Consider the following 19,592-nt stretch of genomic DNA (forward strand, 5'->3'; position numbering starts at 1 on the left):
CACCGCCCCACCCGCCTTTTCAAGGAGAGCACCATGCTGCGCAAGATCCTCACTGCCTCGCTGGCGACACTGTCGCTGGCCACCCTCGCGCTGCCCGCCGCAGCCCAGGAAATCAACTTCGGCATCATCTCGACCGAAGCCGCCAGCCACCTGCGTGCCGACTGGGAACCGATCCTGGCCGACATGGAGAAGAAGACCGGCTACAAGGTGAAAGCCTTCTTCGCCAACGACTACACCGGCATCATCGAAGGCATGCGCTTCGGCAAGGTGCAGGTCGCATTCATGGGCAACAAGTCGGGCATGGAAACGGTCGACCGCGCCAACGGCGAAGTCTTCGCGCAGCTCACCTACGCCGATGGCTCGCCGGGCTACTGGTCGCTGCTGATCACGCACAAGGACAGCCCCTACAAGACCGTCGACGACGTGCTGAAGCGCGGCAAGGACATCAACTACGGCGCCGGCGACCCGCAATCGACGTCCGGCACGCTGGTGCCCGGCTACTACCTGTACGCGCTCAACGGCATCGAGCCGAAGACCCACTACAAGTCGATGCGCGTCGGCAACCACGAGACCAACCTGATGGCCACCTCCGCCAAGCAGGTCGACGTCGCCATCACCAACACCGAGGTGTGGACCAAGTTCCAGAACCGCGAGCCGGAGAAGGCCGCCAACATCCGCATCCTGTGGAAGTCGCCGCTGATCGCCGCCGATCCCATGCTGTGGCGCAAGGACCTGCCGGCCGACATGAAGGCCAAGGTGAAGGGCTTTTTCATGGCCTATGGCCGTGGCGACAGCGCCGAAGCCAAGCGCGAACTGGCCAACATGAACAAGCTGACCTTCGGCACCTTCAACGACTCCAGCAACGCCCAGCTGGTGCCCTTCCGCCAGCTCGAACTGTTCAAGGACAAGGCCAAGCTGGAAGCCGACGCCAACATGGACGCTGCCACCAAGCAGGCCAAGCTGGCCGAGATCAACAAGCAGCTCGCCGACCTGAACGGCCAGCTCGCCGCCGCCAAGTAAGTCCCTCGGCAAGCTTCATCTGCCGCGCCTCGTAGCACGCCACACCGCTGCCCGCCTGGCGTGTCCCCGCTGACACGCCAGGCGCGGCGCGAACGGACCTTCATCATGAACACCACTTCCGCCCCCCGCCCCTTCGATGCCAGCGGCGGCCAGCCGCGCACCAGCGTGCTCACGCTGCTGGTCTGGGGCCTCGTACTCGGCGCATTCGCCTGGGCCTGGCAGGGCGCCGACATCCGTCCCGGCGCGCTGTTCGCCGACTCCGCCAACATGGCCGAGTTCGCCGCCGACTTCTTCCCGCCGGACTTCACGGACTGGCGGGTGTATGTGGAAGAAATGATCGTCACCGTGCACATCGCCATGTGGGGCACACTGCTGGCGGTCGTCTGCGCCGTGCCCTTCGGCCTGCTGTGCTCCGCCAACATCGTGCCACCCTGGGTGTACCAGCCAGTGCGCCGCCTGATGGATGCCGCGCGCGCCATCAACGAGATGGTGTTCGCCATGCTGTTCATCGTCGCCGTCGGCCTCGGTCCCTTCGCCGGCGTGCTGGCGCTGTGGGTGCACACCACCGGCGTGCTGGCCAAGCTGTTCTCCGAAGCGGTGGAGTCCATCGACCCGCGGCCGGTGGAAGGCATCCGCGCCACCGGCGCCAGCGCGCTGGAGGAAATCGTCTACGGCGTCATCCCCCAGGTCATCCCGCTGTGGGTGTCGTACACGCTGTACCGCTTCGAATCCAACGTGCGCTCCGCCTCGGTGGTCGGCATGGTGGGCGCCGGCGGCATCGGCGTGATCCTCTACGAAGTGATCCGCAGCTTCGAATACGCCCACACCTGCGCGGTGATGCTGATCATCATCGCCTTCGTGACCGGCATCGACCTGCTCTCCTCGCGCATCCGCAAGGCCCTGCTATGAAAACCCCGCACACACTGAGCGCCGACGCCATCCAGTCGCTGTTCGAGCGCCATGGCGCCGCGTGGTACGGCGGCGAAGCCATGTCGCAACTGGAGCACGCACTGCAGTGCGCCCAGTTGGCCGAACAGGCTGGCGAGCCGCCGGCGCAGATCGTCGCAGCCCTGCTGCACGACCTCGGCCACCTCCTCATCGAGGAGAGCCATCTGGAGGACAAGCGCCACCAGGAACTGGTGGTGCCCGGCCTCAATGCCCTGGGTGATGCCGTCGTGCAACCCATCCGCCTGCACGTCGCCGCCAAGCGCTACCTGTGCGCGGTCGATGCGGACTACTGGGCTTCGCTGTCGCCTGCCTCGAAGCATTCGCTGGAACTGCAGGGCGGCATCTACGACACCGAGCAGGCCTGCGCCTTCATCGCCCAGCCCTACGCGGAAGAGGCCGTGCGCCTGCGTCGCTACGACGACCTCGCCAAGACACCGGGCCTGCCCACGCCGGACTTCGCCCACTACCGCCGCCTCATTGAAGCGCTTGGCGAAGCCCAGGACCGCTCCGTACGCGAGGCCCTGCCGCATGCCTGACCCCAGCCCGCTCACGCTGCGCCCCGTCACGGAAGAAGAGCTTCCCATTCTCGCCGGCTTCCTCGGCGAAATCGACGACCAGCCGCCGATGCCGCTGGAGCGAGCCCGCGCCGTGCTGGCGCGCATCGCGCAGCACCCGGACTACACGGTGTACCTCGCCGAGCACGAAGGCGGGATCGTCGGCACCATCAGCATGATCGTCTTCCCGGTGTTCTCCCGCGGGGGCAGCAGCGAGGCGATCGTGGAGGCCGTGGTCATCGGTGCGGCGCATCGCGGCAAGGGGCTTGGCCGCCTGATGATCGAGGAGACGATGCGCATGGCGCGCGACAAGGGCTGCTACAAGCTGGCGCTGTCCAGCAACCTGCGCCGCCTGGACGCGCATCGCTTCTACGACGGCATGAGCTTCGTGCGGCACGGGGTCAGCTTCAGCACCGAAGTCTGACCCAGCCGTCGATGGACACGTCGGCGAAGGCGTTCAGAATTTCGGCGCCGCGTCCGGATCGACCTTCGCACAACTCGCGTTGAAGTCGGCGAATCCACTGCTGACGGTCATCTGGCCGCTGACGCGGTCGATCTTCACCTTCGGCCGGTTGAGCAGGTTGAAGCGCACCCCACCGGTGATCTCCTTGTCACCGACGAAGGGCTCGCTCAGCACGTACCAGGCATCCTTGCCATCGCTCAGCGGCGGCACCAGTTGCTGCGGAAACTTCATCCGCACCGTGTCGCCGGACAACTCCACCTGCGCAGCGCCGGTGAAGGGCTTGCGCACGGTGGTCGAGCCCGAGGAGCTCTTCTCGAACTTGTGGCTCTCGTAGCTGTACTCCTGCGAATTGGTGATCTGCGTGTCGGACACCGATCCGCTGCCGTTGCACAGCAGCGTGGTTGCCGCGCGCGCCGGCATGCCGGCGATGGCCATCAGGAGGACTGCGACGGCGAACAGTTTTCCGGGGCGGGTCATGGGCATCTCCCTGTCTGCACCCCGCGACGCGAAGGCGGGGTGTCTGCCGCTAAGGCAGGCGGCAAGGCCGCAGGTTCCGCGGAGGGCGCTGGCAGTTGAGCCAGCGCAAGGAATGGAAGCGCACAGGGCAGGCACGCGCCCGCCCGCTCACCCCGCGATCAGCAATGCGCGGAGCTGCGGCTTAGCCAGTCGGAGAGTTCGGACACCGCGTCGCCCAGCGCACCGTCGTTGGCGATCAGCTTGTCCACCGGTGCATCCGCCAGGCCGGCGTTGCGACGCAGGCGTTCCACGATCTCATCGTGCGTCTCGCGCCCACGACCCGCCAGGCGCGCCGCGATGGTCTCGGGCGCGGCGGTGATACACACGGCGCGAAGTTGCGGAAAACGCCGGCGTGCTTCCGGCAGGTAGGCACGCGAACCATTGACCAGCACGGTGAGCCCCTGCGCCAGCCACAGTTCGATCTCCACGCCGACGCCGTAGTGCAGGCCGTGCCCCTGCCAGTGCAACGCGAAGCAACCGGCCTGCGCACGCAGCAGGAACTCCGCCTCGCTCAGCGCGATGTGGTTCTCGCTGTTGTCGCGCGGCAGCCGGGTGATGTAGCGATGGGCGATGACGACGCGGTCTTCCGGCCGCAGGGCGCTGCGCAGACGGGCCAGCACGCTGTCCTTGCCTGCGCCGGACGGGCCGACGACATAGACCAGCCGCCCGCTCACGAGGACCACCCCGCAAAGCGCGTGACGCTGCCGTCGAAACCGTAGCGCGCCGCGTAGCGGAAGTCCGCGCCCGGCGAGGGCTCCACGAACAGGGCCAGCGCGTCGAAGCGCAACGTCTCTTCGGCAAACGCGCGTGTCGCCACGGCCAGCGACGCCTGCACCGCAGCCAGTTCTTCCGTCGGCAAGGCGTCGGTCAGGGTCATGTGGAAACGGAATTCTTCCATCACGTACGGGTAGCCCCACTGCTGCAACAACGCATCCTGCCGCTCGCTGAGGCCGGCGCCGCGACGCCGCTGCAGCTCCGCCTCATCCGGCGGCGCGCGCAGGCCATCCAGCTCGCGCACGCAGGCCGCGGCCACGGCGGCGGTCTGTCCGGCGGCGTCTTCGGTAGTCGGACGCCAGGCCAGGAAGCGATGCAGGCTGGCCAGCTCCACCGTGAAATCGAAAGGCACCATGCCAGTGGCAAGGGCATGCAAGGCAGCGTCCACATCAGCCAGCGTGCGGCCTTCGCGCAGACGGAACGGCGGTTTCAAGGTGGCATGCAGGCCGTAACGGCGCGCCTGCTGCGCGATGACGCCTTGCCTCGCGGGATCAATGTCTGCAACGCGGTGCGCATCGAGCGCCGCACCGCTCACCGGATCGCGTCCCAGCCAGCGGCAACCGAAATCCCAATGCGCACTCTGCTGTGACGGTACGTAGTACACCGCGACGCGGTGCGGCACAACGGTGTCAGCCATGCAGGCGGCTTCCTTCACTGAGGTAGACCAGTCGCCCCGCCGACAAGGTGGCAACGAGACGCGGCTGTGCCGGCACACGCGGGTCGATCACCAGCAGGTCGGCACGCTTGCCGGCGGCAATCTCGCCACGGTCCTGCAAGGCGAGCGCCTGGGCCGGATTGCGCGACACGAGCTGCCAGGCCTGCGCCAGCGACAGCAGCCCCAGTTCGGCGAGCCTGAAGGCGGCGAACAGCGGTGCGGGGTAGTAGTAGTCGGACGCCAGGATGGAACACAGGCCGTCGCCCGCCAGCGTGGCGGCACTCGGCGCGCCGACGTGGCTACCGCCGCGCAGCACATTGGGCCCGCCACAGACCACCGGCGTGTTGCGCGTGCGGGCCATCTCGGCCACGTCGCGCGTCAGCGGGAACTCCGAGATGTGGCAGTGCAGGTCGTCGAAGTACTCGCGCACGGTCACGTCCGTATCATCGTGCGAGGCCATCGGCACGCCGTAGCGCCGCGCCTTCGCGGCCAGGCGCTTGATTGCCAGCGGCACTTCGCCGGCACGCTCCGCCGCCGACTCCATGCGCGCCAGGAAGCCCTCCACGTCCGTCTCGGCGCGATCGGCGTACTCCTTCATCTTGCCCAGGTTGGCCTGCTTCTTCCGCATGCCCGGCAGGTGATCGTTGAAGGCCAGCACGCCGACCTTGCCGGCTTCCATCCAGTGAGCGACGTCCGCCTCGCCGGCAAGGTTGTGGCATTCGAAGCGGATGTGCGCGCGATGCTCCACCAGGAAGTGCGTCTGCAGGCGTTCCATCGATTCGAAGAGCTGCAACGCGGTGTCACGCCCGCGCAGCCCGCCTTCCCAGGAATAGGTGATGCCGTGGAAGGCGGTGGTGATGCCATTGGCGGCGAGCTGGCGGTCGGTGTCCATCATCGCCACGTCCAGCGGAAAGCGCACGCCGGGTCGCGGCATGATCTGGCGTTCGAAGGCGTCACCATGGAAGTCCACGATGCCGGGCAGGACCAGGCAATCCGTCGTATCCAGCCAGCGCGCCGTGGTGCCCTGCGCGTCGGTGAGCAATTCTCCATCCAGGTGCAGCGGCTCCCGCGCCCAATGACCGTCGGCATGGAGATGGCTGCCGCCTTTGAGCGTGACGACGACGGGTGATGCAGACGACGAGGAGGATGCTGGAGTCATGGAGCGCTTATCCGCAGGTAACGATGGTGATCAGCCTAACGCAGCAGCTTTACAGATTCGTGTAGACGTCTACATCCGGACGCCGCGGATCGCCTCAGTCCGCCTCAGTCCCTCAGTCCACCTCGCAGCGAAGTCGTATCGGCAAGCCGCCCACGCTTCGCACCGCATCGAGAAGATCACCCTCCCCCGCATGATCCGGCGAAAAGCGCCTGAGCCTGATCCGCCCGCCGGCATGCAGGTGCAATACATGGTGATCCGGTCCGTCGCTGTCCGTGTCGACGATCCACTCGGCAACGTCGTTCCACGGAATGAACATCTCTCCGGTTGCGTCGGCGATCCACAACACGGCCAAGGAGTCCGGTACGCCCTGCACCGACAGCAACGTGTGGCGGGCGACGAGCACTCCCTCCACCCTCATTTCGATCCAGTCCTTGCCGCGGGAGAAGCGTACGGGCGGATCGAAGGCTGGTGCCCCTTCGGCCGGGATGAGGCGTCCGGCCCTCCACTCCTCTGCAATGTGAGGCGGCAAACGTCGCCACGCGGCCCAGCGCGATGTCGCGATCGCCACCAGCCCCAGCAATGGAAGCACTGCGACCCACATGCCGATGGCAAGCCCGGGAACGGCAACTTTCCCGTGAATGGCGAAGCCCACGAATGGACTGGACAGCAGCCCGAATACACACAGCATCAGCCAGCCCACTGGCGTCTGCGCGTGCTTCGGGAGTGCGGTGCGGCGGTAACCAGTAGAGGCCATCAGACCGTGCGGACGCTCAAGGAAATCTCACGACACTCACGATATCCATCATCGGGCCGACCCCGAGTGCCGGAGATCGGACCACGGCAGACATCCGGCTGCGTGCCCGCAGGATGGTTACTCACCGGCCATGCTCACGGCTGGCTCGGGTCGAAGACGAACTGCACCCAGTCGCCGGAGAAACTGGCCACCGAGAATTGCAGCGGCTCGCCATCCGGACCGAGGTTCACGGACTCCACGTGCAGCACCGGCCGGCTGCGCGGCTGCGCCAGCACGCGCGCGGTTTCCTCGTCCGGCAGGCGCGCGGTCACCTTGGTGGCGGCGCGGGTGTAGTCGGCGATGTCGAAATCCTTCAGTGCCTGGGTGATCGACCCGGTTTCGCGCACGCGTTCGCCGATGCCCGGGAAGCGCGCCGCTTCGAAATAGCTCTCCGCCAGGTTGATCGGACGACCTTCCGCCTTGCCGACCGTCACCACCTTCACCACCCGTGCACCGCGGCGCAGGCCGAGCGCCTTCGCCACCTCCGCGGGGGCCGGCAGCTCACCGCTGCGCAGCAGCTCCATGGACGGCGCCAGGCCGACGCTCTCCAGGTTCTGCGAAAAGCGCGTGCGACGACCGATGGTGTAGTCGATGGCGTAGTCCTGCACGAAGGTGCCGCGACCCTGCTCCACGCGGATCAGGCCGCCGCGCTCCAGTACACCCAGTGCGCGGCGCACGGTGTGACGGTTGACGCCGAAACGCTCGGCCAGCTCCGTCTCGTTGGGCAGACGCTCGCCCGGCGCGAACACCTGCTTCTTGATGTCCTCGGCGATCGCCGCTTCGATCTGGCGCCACACGGCCACGCCATTGCCTCTTTCCAGACTCATGTCTTCTGTCTTTCATCGAAATGAAGCCGCAAGAATACGAACGCTTCACGAAAGTTTCATGTACGCCACGCAAAATGCGACCGCACGCTGAATCCGGTTTATGCTTTGCGCTAAATCGTATAGACGACTATATCAATCAACAGGATTCGTCGCTACATGAATGAAGCCCTCGAACAACGGCGCAGCCAGCTTGGCCTGCTCGCCCGCAGCCCCCAGGCGGACATCGCCGGACACCTCGCCAGTCTCGGCGAAACGCCTGCCTGGCGCTGGTTGCGCAAGCCGGAAACCGGCATGGTCATGCTGCGCGGCCGCGTCGGCGGCACCGGTGCGCAGTTCAACATCGGCGAAGCGACGGTCACCCGCTGCGCGCTGCGCCTGAACGACGGCACGGTGGGCGTCGGCTACGTGCGTGGCCGCAGCGCCAGGCACGCGGAGCTCATCGCGCTGTGCGACGCCCTGCTGCAACAACCCGCCCTGGCCGCGCGCGTCGCATCCACCGTGCTGGCGCCGCTGGCCGAGGCGGAACGCCAGCGTCATGCGCAGCGCGCCGCGGAAGTCGCGGGCAGCAAGGTGGATTTCTTCACCCTGGTACGCGGAGAAGACAAATGAGCCAGCCGACCATGAACCCATCGTCCATGAACCTCTCCTCCACCTCCCCGCTCGATCTGTCCCGCATGCAGCCCGGCCTGGCTGACCCGGTGCACGACGCGCAACGCTGCTTCCGCACCGTGCTGGAAGCCCTGTCGCATCCCGGTCGCCTGCACACGCTGCCGGTGGACGTCGAGCACCCGGCCGGCCTGTCGCCGGCGCAGGCGGCCATCCTGCTGGCGCTGGCCGACTACGACACGCCCGTGTGGCTGCCGCTCGCCAGCCGCAACGGCGACGCCGGCCGCTACCTGCGCTTCCATTGCGGATGCCCGCTGGTCGATACGCAACAGGGCACGCCGATCGATGCCCCGATTGGTGTCCGGATTGATGCCCCGATCGATGCCCCGATTGATGCCCAATTCGTCGTCCTCGACGGCCTGTCCACGCTGCCGGCGCTGGATACGCTGCGCCTGGGGGACCCTGCCTACCCGGACCGTTCCGCCACCGTGCTGGTGGACGTCCCTGCCCTGCAAGCAGACGGTCCCCTCAAACTGCGCGGCCCCGGCATCCGCGACACACAGGCACTCGGCGTGGCGGGCTGGACGCCAGCCACCAGCGCCTGGCTCGCTGACAACCACGCGCGCTTCCCGCTGGGCGCGGACCTGATCCTGAGCTGTGGTGACCGCATCGTCGGCTTGCCGCGCACTACTCTCGTCGAGGTGTGACATGTACGTAGCCGTCAAAGGTGGCGAGCGCGCCATCGCCCACTCTCAGCGCCTGCTGGCGCAGGCACGGCGTGGCGACACCACGCAGCCGGAACTGTCCATCACGCAGATCAGGCAGCAGATGCGGCTGGCGGTCGCCCGCGTGATGACCGAGGGCTCGCTGTACGACGAGGACCTCGCCGCGCTGGCCATCAAGCAGGCCGCCGGCGACCTGATGGAAGCCATCTTCCTGCTGCGCGCCTACCGCACCACCCTGCCGCGCCTGGGCGACAGCCTGCCGCTGGACACCGGCCGCATGCGCATCGAGCGACGCATCTCCGCGACCTTCAAGGATGTGCCCGGCGGCCAGGTGCTGGGCCCGACCTACGACTACACCCAACGCCTGCTGGACTTCGCCCTGCTGGCGGATGCGGCGGGCAACGACGAAGTGCCGGCAGGCACACAGCCTGGCGAAGCACTGGTCGCCCCGCGCGTGACCGATCTCCTCGCCCGTGAAGGCCTGCTGGAGACCGAACTGCGCGACGAGGAAGACCCCGCGCCCACCGACCTCACCCGCACACCGCTGCTGTTCCCGGCCGATCGCGCCACGCGCCTGCAGAACCTCGCGCGCGGCGACGAGGGCTTCCTGCTGTCCATGGGCTACTCCACGCAGCGCGGCTACGCCACCACCCACCCCTTCGCCGCGGAGATCCGCCACGGCGCCGTGCCGGTGGAGCTGTACGTGGAGGAACTGGGCTGCAGCGTCGAGATCGGCGAGGTGATGCTGACGGAATGCCAGCTCATCACCGAGTTCGAAGGCGGCGCCGAGGCGCCGCCGCAGTTCACGCGCGGCTACGGCGTGAGCTTCGGCCACGGCGAGCGCAAGGCGATGGCGATGGCGCTGGTGGATCGCTCGCTGCGCGCCGGCGAGTTTGGCGAGGACACCACGCTGCCGGCCAACGATGCGGAGTTCGTGCTGTACCACAGTGACAACGTGGAAGCCTCCGGCTTCGTCCAGCACTTGAAGCTGCCGCACTACGTCGATTTCCAGACCAACCTGGAACTGCTGCGCCGCCTGCGCGCGGAGTGGGACGCCGGCGGTGAGCCCCGTTCTGCGGCCGCCGCGGCGGCCGACCATGAAGAGGAGAGCGAAGAATGAACGCCCCCCACCCCGTCACCGACGAACTGCTGCAACCCGGCTACAACTTCGCCTACCTCGACGAACATACCAAGCGCATGATCCGCCGCGCGCTGCTGAAGGCGGTGGCGATCCCCGGCTACCAGGTGCCCTTCGGCGGCCGCGAAATGCCGCTGCCCTACGGCTGGGGCACCGGTGGCATCCAGGTCACCGCCGCCATCATCGGCCGCGACGACACCCTGAAGGTCATCGACCAGGGCGCCGACGACACCACCAACGCGGTGAACATCCGCAGCTTCTTCCGCAAGGTGACCGGCGTCGCCACCACCGAGAAGACGCGCGAGGCCAGCATCATCCAGACCCGCCACCGCGTGCCAGAAACCCCGCTCGCCGAAGGCCAGACGATGGTGTACCAGGTGCCCATCCCGGAGCCGCTGCGCTGGCTGGAACCGCGCGAGACCGAGACGCGCACCATGCATGCGCTGTCGGAATACGGCGTCATGCACGTCAAGCTGTACGAGGACATCGTGCGCCACGGCCGCATCGCCACCACCTACGACTACCCGGTGATCGTGAACGAGCGCTACCTGATGCGGCCCTCGCCCATCCCCAAGTTCGACAACCCGAAACTGGACATGAGCCCTGCCCTGCAGCTCTTCGGCGCCGGCCGCGAGAAGCGCGTCTACGCCGTGCCGCCTTACACCCGCGTGCGCTCGCTGGACTTCGACGACCATCCCTTCGCGGTGGAACGCTGGTCGCAGCCCTGCGCGCTGTGCGGTTCCACTCACTCCTACCTCGACGAGATCATCCTCGACGACCAGGGCCAGCGCATGTTCGTCTGCTCCGACACCGAGTACTGCCACACGCGGCAGGAGGAAGGCCACCGCGGCACGCAGAGCGACACCGGCAAGGAGGTGGCAGCATGAACATGAGCCTGAAGCACGCCACGCCCCTGTTGCAGGTGCGCGACCTCGCCAAACGTTATGGCCGGCGCATCGGTTGCGAGCACATCGACTTCGACCTCTACCCCGGCGAGGTGCTGTGCATCGTCGGCGAATCCGGCTCCGGCAAGTCCACCCTGCTCAACACCCTGGCCTTCCAGTTGCGGCCGGACGAAGGCAGCGTGCGCTACGACCTGAAGGATCGCGGCGCCACCGATCTCGCCACGCTGACCGACGCGCAACTGCGCGAACTGTGGCGCACCGACTGGGGCTTCGTGCGGCAGAACCCGCGCGACGGCCTGCGCATGCGCGTCAGCGCCGGTGCCAACATCGGCGAACGCCTGATGGCCGTGGGTCAGCGCCATTACGGCGACATCCGCGACACCGCGCTCGCCTGGCTGAACAAGGTGGAGATCGACGCCAGCCGCCTGGACGACGCCCCCACCGCCTTCTCCGGTGGCATGCAGCAGCGCCTGCAGATCGCCCGCAACCTCGTCACCCAGCCGCGCCTGGTGTTCATGGACGAGCCCACCGCCGGCCTGGACGTATCGGTGCAGGCGCGCTTCCTCGACCTGCTGCGCAGTCTCGTCGCCGAACTGGGGCTGGCCGTCATCCTCGTGACGCACGACCTCGCGGTGGCCCGCCTGCTCGCCCACCGGCTGATCGTCATGCGCCAGGGCCGCATCGTGGAGACCGGCCTCACCGACCAGGTACTGGACGACCCACAGCATCCCTACACGCAGTTGCTGGTGTCGTCGGTACTGGCGGCTTAGTCGCAAGCCCCACCACCTCGCCGTCATTCCTGCGAAGGCAGGAATCCAGCGACGTTGAAGTAACGGAAAGAAAGACACTGGATTCCTGCCTTCGCAGGAATGACGATCTGAACGAGAGTCCTGTCATGCAGAAACCACCCATCCTGAAAGTCGACGCCCTGTCCAAGCACTTCGTGCTGCACACCCAGGGCGGCGTGCGCATCCCCGTGCTGGACCGCGTGTCCTTCGAGGTCGCCGCCGGCGAATGCCTGGTGCTCGACGGCCCGTCCGGTGCCGGCAAGAGCACGCTGCTGCGCTGCCTGTTCGCCAACTACCTGCCGGTCAGTGGCAGCGTGCAAGTACTGGATGCGCACGGCCAGCATGTAGACCTCGCCGGCGCCACGCCGCAGACCATCCTGGAATTGCGCCGCACCCGCGTGTCTTACGTCAGCCAGTTCCTGCGCGTCATTCCCCGCGTCGCCGCGCTGGACATCGTCGCCGAGCCGCTGCAGGCACTGGGCGTGACGCAGGCGGAAGCCCGGGAGCGCGCCGCGGCCCTGCTGGCGCGGCTGAACCTGCCGGAGCGCCTGTGGCACCTGCCCCCGGCGACCTTCTCCGGTGGCGAGCAGCAGCGCGTGAACATCGCGCGCGGCTTCATCGCCGACAAGCCGCTGCTGCTGCTGGACGAACCCACCGCCTCGCTGGACGCGACCAACCGGCAGGTGGTCATCAACCTGATCCGCGAAGCCTGCGCGCGCGGCACCGCCGTGGTCGGCATCTTCCACGACGCCGAAGTACGCGATGCCGTCGCCACCCGCCGCCTCACCGTCGCCCCGGCACTGGCCGTGGCAGCCTGACCAACGGAAAGCACGATGAAACAGTACTTCTACAACGCCCGCGTCGTCCTGCCGGACCAGGTGCTGGACCGCGCAGCCGTCCTCGTCGAGGACGGCATCATCCGCGCCATCTCGCCCGAGTCCGGCGGCGATGCGCAGCCGGTCGACCTGCGTGGCCAGTGGCTGCTTCCCGGCATGGTGGACCTGCACTGCGATGCCATCGAGAAGGAAGCCGAACCGCGCGCGAAGGTGATGTTCCCGCTGGACTTCGCCTGCCTGCAGGTGGACCGCCGCAATGCCGCCGCCGGCATCACCACGCCCTACCATGCACTGTCCTTCGCCAACACCGAATGGGGCGTGCGCAACAACGACACCGCGGCCGAACTGGTGCGCGAGGTCAAACGGCTGCAATCGCAGCTGCTGGTCGACAACCGCATCCACCTGCGCTACGAGATCACCGACGCGACGGCCTTGCCGATCATCATGGAGTTGCTGGACGAAGGCAGCGTGGATCTCCTGTCGATCATGGACCACACGCCCGGCCAGGGGCAGTTCAAGCACCTGGACGCCTACGTGGCCTACATGATGGGCAACCACGGCAGCAGCCGCGAGGAAGCGCTGCAAAACGCGCAGGACAAGATGGCCGCGCGGCAGGACGCCGACGACCGCGTGTTCGCCATCATGGAGCGCGCGAAGTCGCTGGGCATTCCCACTGCCAGTCACGACGACGACGATCCGCAGCGCGTCGCCACCATGAAGGGCCTGGGCGCCAGCATGAGCGAGTTCCCGATCAATCTCGAAACCGCGCGCGCCGCACACCAGCAAGGCCTGCCGACCATCCTCGGTGCGCCCAACGTGATGCGCGGGCGCAGCCAGTCCGGCTCCATGCGCGCGGTGGATGCCATCGTCGCCGGCGTCGCCGACTGCCTGTGCGCCGACTACGCACCGGCCACCATGCTCGCCGCGCTGTTCACCTTGCTGAAGCAGGAGGTGCTGCCGATGCACGAGGCCATGAAGCTCGTCGCCGGCAATCCGGCCCGCGCCGCCGGCCTGCATGACCGCGGCGAGATTGTCGTCGGCAAGCGTGCCGACCTGGTGGCCGTGACGGAAACCGGTGGCCTGCCGATGGCGACGGGCACCTGGGTGGCCGGCCGCCGCGCCTACGCCGCCGACTACCCGCAACACGGGTGAGCACGCCGGCCGCAGCCTTGCTGTGGCGCGTGGTGCCCGCGCTGGGCATCACGCAGATCGTCGGCTGGGGCAGCCTGTACTACAGCGTGGCGGTGCTCGCCGCGCCGATGGCGGAGAGCCTGGGCGTCGCGCAGTCGCTGGTGTTCGGCGCGTTCTCGCTGGCGCTGGTCGTGTCGGGAATGGCCGCGCCGCTGGCGGGACGCGCGATCGACCGCCTGGGTGGCCGCCGCGTGCTAGCAGCCGGGTCAGCCGTCGGTGCCCTCGCGCTGGCGGTGATCGCGCTGGCGGATTCGGTGGCGGTGTTCCTTGGCGGCTGGGCACTCGCGGGACTCGCGATGGCCGCCTGTCTCTACGACGCAGCCTTTCCGGCGCTGTCGCAGCTGGCGGGCACGCATTACCGCCGCGCGCTCACCGCGCTCACGCTGTTCGGCGGGCTCGCCAGCACCGTCTTCTGGCCGCTGGCCTGGGCGCTTCACGAAGCCTGGGGCTGGCGCAGCGCGCTGGGCGGCTTCGCCCTGCTGCACCTGCTGGTGTGCCTGCCGTTGCATCGCTGGGCACTGCCTGCCGCCACGCCGTCGGTGCCGACCCCGGGCAAGGCGGAGACGACGGAGACGACGGAGACGATTGCCCCCACGGCACCTCGCGGTCTCGTCTGGCTGGGTCTGGCGCTGTCCGGCAACGCCTTCGTGTTCTCGGCGATCGGCGCCCACGTGGTGGGCGCGCTGGGCATGGCCACCGGTGTCGCCAGCGAAGCCGTCTGGATCGCCGCGCTGATCGGCCCGATGCAGGTGGGCGGGCGCATCGTGGAGTTCCTGTTCGCCAGCCGCTGGAGTGCGATACGCGTCGGCGTCGCCGCGCTGTCGGCCACCGTGCTGGGCATGTTGCTGCTGTGGCAGGCGGGCAGCGCGGCCTGGGTGCCGATGCTCTTCGCCGTCTGCTACGGCGCCGCCAACGGTGTCATGACCATCGTGCGTGGCACGGTGCCGGCCGAGCTTTACGGCCGCGAGGCCTACGGGCAACTGATGGGGCGCCTGGCGCAACCCGCTTTCTTCGCCAAGGCGGCCGCGCCGCTGGCGGTGTCACTGCTGCTGGGCAGCGGTGCCAGCTACGCCGACATGGCGCTCGCGCTGGCCCTGCTGTCGGCGCTGGCCCTGGGCGCCTACGGCATGGCGGTAAGGATGCAACGCGGTCTGCAGGGGCAACCCGGGGGCGCGGCCGTCACACGCTGAGACGGGCGTGCATCACCGGGCCCGCCGGGCGCCGCGCTCGTACCAGTCCTTGCTGCGGTTGACGATGCGCACCACCAGCAGCATCACCGGCACTTCGATCAGCACGCCGACCACGGTAGCCAGCGCCGCGCCAGACTCGAAGCCGAACAGGCCGATGGCCGCCGCCACCGCCAGCTCGAAGAAATTGGACGCGCCGATCAGCGCCGAGGGGCAGGCCACGCTGTGCTTCTCACCCAGCCTGCGGTTGAGCCAGTAGGCCAGGCCGGCGTTGAAGAACACCTGGATGAGGATGGGCACCGCCAGCAGGGCAATGACCAGCGGCTGCGCCAGGATGGCACGGCCCTGGAAGGCGAACAGCAACACCAGCGTCGCCAGCAGCGCGGCGATGGACCACGGGCCGATGCGCGACATGACGGCATCGAAGTAGCCCTGCCCCTTCGCGAGCAGCGCGCGCCGCAGCAGTTGCGCAATGATCACCGGCAGCACGATGTACAACAGCACCGAGGTGAGCAGCGTGTCCCACGGCACCGTGATGCTGGAGATGCCCAGCAACAGGCCGACGACGGGTGCGAAGGCGAACACCATGATCGTGTCGTTGAGCGCCACCTGCGACAGCGTGAACAACGGGTCACCATTCGTGAGCCGGCTCCACACGAAGACCATCGCGGTGCACGGCGCCGCCGCCAGCAGGACAAGGCCGGCGATGTAGCTGTCGATCTGATCGGCCGGCAGCCAGGGCGCGAACAGTCCGCGAATGAACAACCAGCCAAGCACCGCCATCGTGAACGGCTTGACCAGCCAGTTGATGAACAGCGTGACGCCGATGCCACGCACATGCGCGCGCACTTCATGCAGTGCGCCGAAGTTCACCTTCATCAGCATGGGGATGATCATCACCCAGATGAGCAGGCCCACCGGCAAGTTGACGCGTGCGTATTCCATGCGCCCGATGGACTGGAACAGCGCCGGCAACATCTGCCCCAGGCCGACGCCGAGCAGGATGCACAGGAACACCCAGACGCTGAGATAGCGCTCGAAAAAACCGATGCCGGGCGTACCGGTGGGTGCTGCGTCGAGGACTTCACATTGCGCGGACATCTGCATGCACTCGGTCGCGTGAATCTGTTGGAATAGTCGGTTTCCTGACCCGGTTGCGTGGCTCAGTTGTGTGGCTCAGTTACGTGAAATCTCGCGCAGCGCGGTCTGCAACGCCGCATCACTCATCGTTTCCAGCGGCAATTGCAGCAACTGCAGCATGCGGTAGCCGATGGCCTGCCGCGTCAGTTCGAAAGCAGCACGCTTGCCGGCCTCGCCGCTTTCCGCATGCGACGGATCCGGGTAGCCCCAATGCACCCTGACCGGACTGCCCGGCCACACCGGGCAGCTCTCCGATGCCGCGCTGTCGCACACCGTGACCACCACCCGCATGACGGGTGAATCCGGTGTCGCGAAGGCGTCCCAGCTCTTGCTGTGGTAGCCGGCGGTATCCACGCCGGCATTGGCCAGCACTTCCAGCGCGAAGGGGTTGAGACGGCCGCTGGGTGCGCTGCCGGCACTATGGGCACGCACGTCACGCCCCATGCGCCGCGCCCAGTGGTTGAGCATGCCCTCGGACAACACGCTGCGTGCCGAGTTGTGGGTACACAGGATGAGGACGTGGATGGTCATGTCCGCGCCTCAGCAGCACGAGGTCGCAGGCGGGGCAGCCGGCTTGACGGGGATGCCCAGCGGTTTGCCGCGCACCGGCGGCGTGCAGCCACCGCTGTTGGCGGAACCGCCGACGACGTCGTTGAAGGTCGGGATGTCGCCCAGCGTATGGAAGTGCTCCCAGGCCACGCCCTGCGGATCGGTCACCCAGTGTTTGTCGGAGCGCGAATAGCAGCAGCCCGTCCCTTGCTGCGAGCGCGTCGCGAGATCGGCCGCCTCGAAGCGCGCCTGCAGCGCATCGAGCTCCTCGGCGCCGTCCACCTGGATGCCGAGATGGTCCAGCCCCGGCTTCGCACCCCGCGCCGAGATGGCGAAGTTGATGCGCGGCTCGTCCAGCATCCACTTGGCGTAGTCGGCGTGCTGCACCGTCGGCGCCTGGGCGAACAACCGGCTGTAGAAGTCGACGTTGTGGGCCAGGTCGGCCACGGCAATGTGGATGTGCAGGCGCTTCATGACGATTGTTCTCCAGGAGGGCAGCAGGACGTCACCGGCAGGCAGGGATTGCCGCCGCAACAGTTGTCGGTGAGGTAGCGCAGCAGTTCGTCCATCGTGGCGAACTGCGCGCTGTAGTAGATGAAGCGCCCTTCCTGCCGCGAGGCGATCAGCCCGGCGCGGCTGAGCTCCTTGAGGTGGAAGGACAGGGTGGCATTGGGCACTTCCAGCCGGGTGGCGATGGCGCCTGCGGCGAGGCCGGCAGGGCCGGCCTGGATCAACAGGCGGAACAGGGCAAGGCGCGTTTCCTGCGCGAGGGCGGCCAGCGCGGCCACGACTTGGGAGGCATCCATGAGGTCGACAATACGATATTTCCAACAATATGGAAATTAAGGTTTGATGACGAGCACCCGGCCCTGGGGCGGACATGCCATCGGCGGGGTGATGCGTGCCCTGCCGCTGGCAGGTTCAGTCCGTATCGTCGGCAGCCGGAGGCGCGACGCGCAGGACTTCTTCCAGCGAGGTGAGGCCGGCGGCGATCTTCAGGGCGCCGGAGATACGCAGGGGCTTCATGCCCTCGCGGATGGCCTGCAGGCGGATCGCCGACAGCTCGGCGCCGTTCTGCACCAGCTTGCGTATGGCGGCCGACATCAGCAGCGTCTCGTAGATGCCCATGCGGCCCATGTAGCCGGTGTTGCGGCATTCCAGGCAACCCACCGGGCGGTGGATCTGCTCGGGCACAACGGACTTGAAGGGCGCCACCATCTGGTTCCAGGCGACCGTTTCCTCCGGAGTGATCGGCCCGGGTTTCTTACAGTGCGGACACAGCGTGCGCACCAGGCGCTGGCCCATCACGCCCAGCAACGTGGCGTTCATCAGGTAGGGCGGCAGGCCCAGGTCCTTCATGCGGGTCAGTGCAGACGGCGCGTCGTTGGTGTGCAGCGTGGACAACACGAGGTGGCCGGTCAGCGATGCCTGGATCGCCATCTGCGCGGTTTCGAGGTCACGGATCTCACCCACCATGATGATGTCGGGGTCCTGCCGCAGCAGGGCGCGCACGCCTTCGGCGAAACCGAGGTCGATGGACGCCTGCGCCTGCATCTGGTTGAAGGCCGGCTCCACCATCTCGATCGGGTCCTCGATGGTGCAGACGTTGACCTCCGGCGTGGCCAGCAGCTTCAGCGTGGAGTACAGCGTGGTGGTCTTGCCGGAGCCCGTGGGACCGGTGACGAGGATGATGCCGTTGGGCTGGCCGGTCATGCCGTTCCAGCGCTGCTGGTCCTCGTCGGTGAAGCCCATGTCGGCGAAGCTGCGCACCAGCACTTCGGGGTCGAAGATGCGCATCACCAGCTTCTCGCCGAAGGCGGTGGGCAGCGTGGACAGGCGCAGCTCCACTTCGCTGCCGTCGGACGCGCGCGTCTTGATGCGGCCGTCCTGTGGCCGGCGCTTCTCCACGATGTCCATGCGACCGAGGATCTTGATGCGGCTGGTCATCGCGGCCACCACGCTCATCGGCAGCTGGTACACCTGGTGCAGCACGCCGTCGATGCGGAAGCGCACCAGGCCCACGTCGCGACGGGGCTCGATGTGGATGTCGGAGGCGCGCTGGTCGAAAGCGTACTGCCACAACCAGTCCACGATGCGCACGATGTGCTGCTCGTTGGCATCGAACTGCTTGTTCATCTCCGACAGCTCGACGAGCTGCTCGAAGTTGTTGAGCGTCGCGGTTTTCTCGGCCTGGGTGGCGTTCTTCACCGAACGGGCCAGGTTGTAGAACTCGATCTGCAGGTGCTCGATGTCCACCGGGTTGGCGAACACGCGGCGGATCGGCTTCTTGACCACCGGCTGCAGCTCGCGCTCCCACTCGCGCACGAAAGGCTCGGCGGTGGCGATCACCACCTCGTGGTCGCTGACCGACACCGGCATGATTTTCTGGCGCGCCGCGTAGGCGCTGGGCATCACCTCGGTGACCGCCGCGAAGTTGATCTTCAGCGGGTCGATGTGCATGTACTGCATGCCCAGCTTGCCGGCCAGCCACTCGGTCAGCACTTCCGCATGCAGCACCTTGTGCGGCGCCACCGCAGCGCGCAACTTGTGGTTGCCGACGATGGTCAGCGGATGCACCCCGGGCTTGTGCTGATGGCGCTCGGCCAGCACGGCCTCGGCCTCCTCGCGCGTCACGAGGTGATCTTCCAGCAGGTACTGCAGGACGTTCTTCAGGCTGAGGGGACGGTCCGGGCCGCCGGCAGCCGTGGCGTCGCCACGCGGCGGATGATGGGCAAGGCTGGACATGGGGCTCCTGCGCGGGATGCGGCAGCGCCCACTGTAGCCCAGCCCGCCATCACGAGGAACTGTCTGGCTGCGG

At 67.5% G+C, this 19,592-nt stretch carries 23 protein-coding genes; 12 read left to right on the forward strand and 11 right to left on the reverse strand.

What is annotated here, in order from left to right; all coding sequences use genetic code 11:
• Positions 1–33 precede the first annotated feature (33 nt).
• From phnD to VVD47_RS06625, 4 genes are all read left to right on the forward strand, one after another.
• Complete coding sequence (gene phnD, locus VVD47_RS06610) at positions 34–1,020, forward strand: phosphonate ABC transporter substrate-binding protein (protein WP_327602608.1); 987 nt, start codon at positions 34–36, stop codon at positions 1,018–1,020.
• 105 nt (positions 1,021–1,125) lie between these two features.
• Positions 1,126–1,929 (forward strand): phosphonate ABC transporter, permease protein PhnE, encoded by an 804-nt coding sequence (phnE, locus tag VVD47_RS06615; RefSeq protein WP_327602609.1) that lies wholly within the window; start codon positions 1,126–1,128, stop codon positions 1,927–1,929.
• Entirely contained in the window at positions 1,926–2,504 is a 579-nt protein-coding gene (locus VVD47_RS06620; protein WP_327602610.1) for a phosphonate degradation HD-domain oxygenase, read from the forward strand. Before phnE ends, VVD47_RS06620 begins: the two co-directional genes overlap by 4 nt.
• Positions 2,497–2,946, forward strand: a complete 450-nt coding sequence (locus VVD47_RS06625) for a GNAT family N-acetyltransferase (RefSeq protein ID WP_327602611.1) — start codon at positions 2,497–2,499, stop codon at positions 2,944–2,946. Before VVD47_RS06620 ends, VVD47_RS06625 begins: the two co-directional genes overlap by 8 nt.
• A gap of 33 nt (positions 2,947–2,979) precedes the next feature.
• Here the strand turns inward: VVD47_RS06625 and VVD47_RS06630 are convergent, their stop codons facing one another.
• The 6 genes from VVD47_RS06630 to phnF form a co-directional block, all read right to left on the reverse strand.
• On the reverse strand, positions 2,980–3,462 hold the full coding sequence (locus tag VVD47_RS06630) for a hypothetical protein (protein WP_327602612.1): 483 nt from the start codon (positions 3,460–3,462) through the stop codon (positions 2,980–2,982).
• A 158-nt stretch (positions 3,463–3,620) separates the two neighbouring features.
• Positions 3,621–4,175, reverse strand: a complete 555-nt coding sequence (phnN, locus tag VVD47_RS06635) for a phosphonate metabolism protein/1,5-bisphosphokinase (PRPP-forming) PhnN (RefSeq protein WP_327602613.1) — start codon at positions 4,173–4,175, stop codon at positions 3,621–3,623.
• Complete coding sequence (locus VVD47_RS06640) at positions 4,172–4,912, reverse strand: DUF1045 domain-containing protein (protein WP_327602614.1); 741 nt, start codon at positions 4,910–4,912, stop codon at positions 4,172–4,174. Before VVD47_RS06640 ends, phnN begins: the two co-directional genes overlap by 4 nt.
• The gene (locus tag VVD47_RS06645) at positions 4,905–6,089 is read right to left on the reverse strand and encodes an alpha-D-ribose 1-methylphosphonate 5-triphosphate diphosphatase (protein ID WP_327602615.1); all 1,185 of its coding nucleotides are present in this window, start codon (positions 6,087–6,089) and stop codon (positions 4,905–4,907) included. Before VVD47_RS06645 ends, VVD47_RS06640 begins: the two co-directional genes overlap by 8 nt.
• Positions 6,090–6,201: 112 nt before the next feature.
• Entirely contained in the window at positions 6,202–6,789 is a 588-nt protein-coding gene (locus VVD47_RS06650) for a hypothetical protein (RefSeq protein ID WP_327602616.1), read from the reverse strand.
• 188 nt (positions 6,790–6,977) lie between these two features.
• Complete coding sequence (phnF, locus tag VVD47_RS06655; protein WP_327602617.1) at positions 6,978–7,709, reverse strand: phosphonate metabolism transcriptional regulator PhnF; 732 nt, start codon at positions 7,707–7,709, stop codon at positions 6,978–6,980.
• A gap of 156 nt (positions 7,710–7,865) precedes the next feature.
• Between phnF and phnG the strand changes: the two genes are divergently transcribed.
• From phnG to VVD47_RS06695, 8 genes are all read left to right on the forward strand, one after another.
• Positions 7,866–8,318, forward strand: a complete 453-nt coding sequence (gene phnG / locus VVD47_RS06660) for a phosphonate C-P lyase system protein PhnG (RefSeq protein ID WP_327602618.1) — start codon at positions 7,866–7,868, stop codon at positions 8,316–8,318.
• Complete coding sequence (gene phnH, locus VVD47_RS06665; RefSeq protein ID WP_327602619.1) at positions 8,315–9,022, forward strand: phosphonate C-P lyase system protein PhnH; 708 nt, start codon at positions 8,315–8,317, stop codon at positions 9,020–9,022. The genes phnG and phnH overlap by 4 nt, the downstream gene beginning before the upstream one ends.
• 1 nt (position 9,023) lies before the next feature.
• Entirely contained in the window at positions 9,024–10,160 is a 1,137-nt protein-coding gene (locus tag VVD47_RS06670) for a carbon-phosphorus lyase complex subunit PhnI (protein WP_327602620.1), read from the forward strand.
• Complete coding sequence (locus VVD47_RS06675; protein ID WP_327602621.1) at positions 10,157–11,065, forward strand: alpha-D-ribose 1-methylphosphonate 5-phosphate C-P-lyase PhnJ; 909 nt, start codon at positions 10,157–10,159, stop codon at positions 11,063–11,065. The genes VVD47_RS06670 and VVD47_RS06675 overlap by 4 nt, the downstream gene beginning before the upstream one ends.
• Positions 11,062–11,853, forward strand: coding sequence for a phosphonate C-P lyase system protein PhnK (gene phnK / locus VVD47_RS06680; RefSeq protein WP_327602622.1), 792 nt, complete (start codon positions 11,062–11,064; stop codon positions 11,851–11,853). Before VVD47_RS06675 ends, phnK begins: the two co-directional genes overlap by 4 nt.
• Positions 11,854–11,978: 125 nt before the next feature.
• Complete coding sequence (gene phnL / locus VVD47_RS06685) at positions 11,979–12,689, forward strand: phosphonate C-P lyase system protein PhnL (protein ID WP_327602623.1); 711 nt, start codon at positions 11,979–11,981, stop codon at positions 12,687–12,689.
• Between the two features lie 15 nt (positions 12,690–12,704).
• Positions 12,705–13,859 (forward strand): alpha-D-ribose 1-methylphosphonate 5-triphosphate diphosphatase, encoded by a 1,155-nt coding sequence (locus VVD47_RS06690; protein ID WP_327602624.1) that lies wholly within the window; start codon positions 12,705–12,707, stop codon positions 13,857–13,859.
• Positions 13,856–15,088 carry an MFS transporter gene (locus VVD47_RS06695; RefSeq protein WP_327602625.1) on the forward strand — a complete coding sequence of 411 codons (1,233 nt, stop codon included), beginning with the start codon at positions 13,856–13,858 and terminating at the stop codon, positions 15,086–15,088. The genes VVD47_RS06690 and VVD47_RS06695 overlap by 4 nt, the downstream gene beginning before the upstream one ends.
• Positions 15,089–15,100: 12 nt before the next feature.
• Here the strand turns inward: VVD47_RS06695 and arsB are convergent, their stop codons facing one another.
• The 5 genes from arsB to VVD47_RS06720 all read right to left on the reverse strand — a co-directional run bounded on the left by arsB (position 15,101) and on the right by VVD47_RS06720 (position 19,519).
• On the reverse strand, positions 15,101–16,186 hold the full coding sequence (arsB, locus tag VVD47_RS06700; protein WP_327602626.1) for an ACR3 family arsenite efflux transporter: 1,086 nt from the start codon (positions 16,184–16,186) through the stop codon (positions 15,101–15,103).
• Positions 16,187–16,261: 75 nt separating this feature from the next.
• Positions 16,262–16,756 (reverse strand): arsenate reductase ArsC, encoded by a 495-nt coding sequence (locus VVD47_RS06705; protein ID WP_327602627.1) that lies wholly within the window; start codon positions 16,754–16,756, stop codon positions 16,262–16,264.
• A gap of 9 nt (positions 16,757–16,765) precedes the next feature.
• Complete coding sequence (locus VVD47_RS06710) at positions 16,766–17,248, reverse strand: ArsI/CadI family heavy metal resistance metalloenzyme (protein WP_327602628.1); 483 nt, start codon at positions 17,246–17,248, stop codon at positions 16,766–16,768.
• Positions 17,245–17,580 (reverse strand): ArsR/SmtB family transcription factor, encoded by a 336-nt coding sequence (locus VVD47_RS06715; RefSeq protein WP_327602629.1) that lies wholly within the window; start codon positions 17,578–17,580, stop codon positions 17,245–17,247. The genes VVD47_RS06710 and VVD47_RS06715 overlap by 4 nt, the downstream gene beginning before the upstream one ends.
• A gap of 115 nt (positions 17,581–17,695) precedes the next feature.
• A complete protein-coding gene (locus VVD47_RS06720) occupies positions 17,696–19,519 on the reverse strand; it encodes a GspE/PulE family protein (RefSeq protein ID WP_327602630.1) in 1,824 nt (607 codons plus the stop codon).
• Positions 19,520–19,592: the final 73 nt, after the last annotated feature.

Origin of the sequence: Uliginosibacterium sp. H1 (assembly GCF_036017065.1) — a bacterium.
Taxonomy (GTDB): domain Bacteria; phylum Pseudomonadota; class Gammaproteobacteria; order Burkholderiales; family Rhodocyclaceae; genus Uliginosibacterium.

Bases quoted from the DNA above. Each gene is read 5' to 3' on its own strand.
- VVD47_RS06690 (WP_327602624.1), top strand. From the start codon at position 12,705: ATGAAACAGTACTTCTACAACGCCCGCGTCGTCCTGCCGGACCAGGTG.
- VVD47_RS06720 (WP_327602630.1), bottom strand. From the start codon at position 19,519: ATGTCCAGCCTTGCCCATCATCCGCCGCGTGGCGACGCCACGGCTGCC.
- VVD47_RS06670 (WP_327602620.1), top strand. From the start codon at position 9,024: ATGTACGTAGCCGTCAAAGGTGGCGAGCGCGCCATCGCCCACTCTCAG.
- VVD47_RS06630 (WP_327602612.1), bottom strand. From the start codon at position 3,462: ATGACCCGCCCCGGAAAACTGTTCGCCGTCGCAGTCCTCCTGATGGCC.
- VVD47_RS06640 (WP_327602614.1), bottom strand. From the start codon at position 4,912: ATGGCTGACACCGTTGTGCCGCACCGCGTCGCGGTGTACTACGTACCG.
- phnD (WP_327602608.1), top strand. From the start codon at position 34: ATGCTGCGCAAGATCCTCACTGCCTCGCTGGCGACACTGTCGCTGGCC.
- phnL (WP_327602623.1), top strand. From the start codon at position 11,979: ATGCAGAAACCACCCATCCTGAAAGTCGACGCCCTGTCCAAGCACTTC.
- phnF (WP_327602617.1), bottom strand. From the start codon at position 7,709: ATGAGTCTGGAAAGAGGCAATGGCGTGGCCGTGTGGCGCCAGATCGAA.
- phnK (WP_327602622.1), top strand. From the start codon at position 11,062: ATGAACATGAGCCTGAAGCACGCCACGCCCCTGTTGCAGGTGCGCGAC.
- arsB (WP_327602626.1), bottom strand. From the start codon at position 16,186: ATGTCCGCGCAATGTGAAGTCCTCGACGCAGCACCCACCGGTACGCCC.
- phnH (WP_327602619.1), top strand. From the start codon at position 8,315: ATGAGCCAGCCGACCATGAACCCATCGTCCATGAACCTCTCCTCCACC.
- VVD47_RS06625 (WP_327602611.1), top strand. From the start codon at position 2,497: ATGCCTGACCCCAGCCCGCTCACGCTGCGCCCCGTCACGGAAGAAGAG.
- phnG (WP_327602618.1), top strand. From the start codon at position 7,866: ATGAATGAAGCCCTCGAACAACGGCGCAGCCAGCTTGGCCTGCTCGCC.
- VVD47_RS06710 (WP_327602628.1), bottom strand. From the start codon at position 17,248: ATGAAGCGCCTGCACATCCACATTGCCGTGGCCGACCTGGCCCACAAC.
- phnE (WP_327602609.1), top strand. From the start codon at position 1,126: ATGAACACCACTTCCGCCCCCCGCCCCTTCGATGCCAGCGGCGGCCAG.
- VVD47_RS06620 (WP_327602610.1), top strand. From the start codon at position 1,926: ATGAAAACCCCGCACACACTGAGCGCCGACGCCATCCAGTCGCTGTTC.
- VVD47_RS06715 (WP_327602629.1), bottom strand. From the start codon at position 17,580: ATGGATGCCTCCCAAGTCGTGGCCGCGCTGGCCGCCCTCGCGCAGGAA.
- VVD47_RS06645 (WP_327602615.1), bottom strand. From the start codon at position 6,089: ATGACTCCAGCATCCTCCTCGTCGTCTGCATCACCCGTCGTCGTCACG.
- VVD47_RS06675 (WP_327602621.1), top strand. From the start codon at position 10,157: ATGAACGCCCCCCACCCCGTCACCGACGAACTGCTGCAACCCGGCTAC.
- VVD47_RS06705 (WP_327602627.1), bottom strand. From the start codon at position 16,756: ATGACCATCCACGTCCTCATCCTGTGTACCCACAACTCGGCACGCAGC.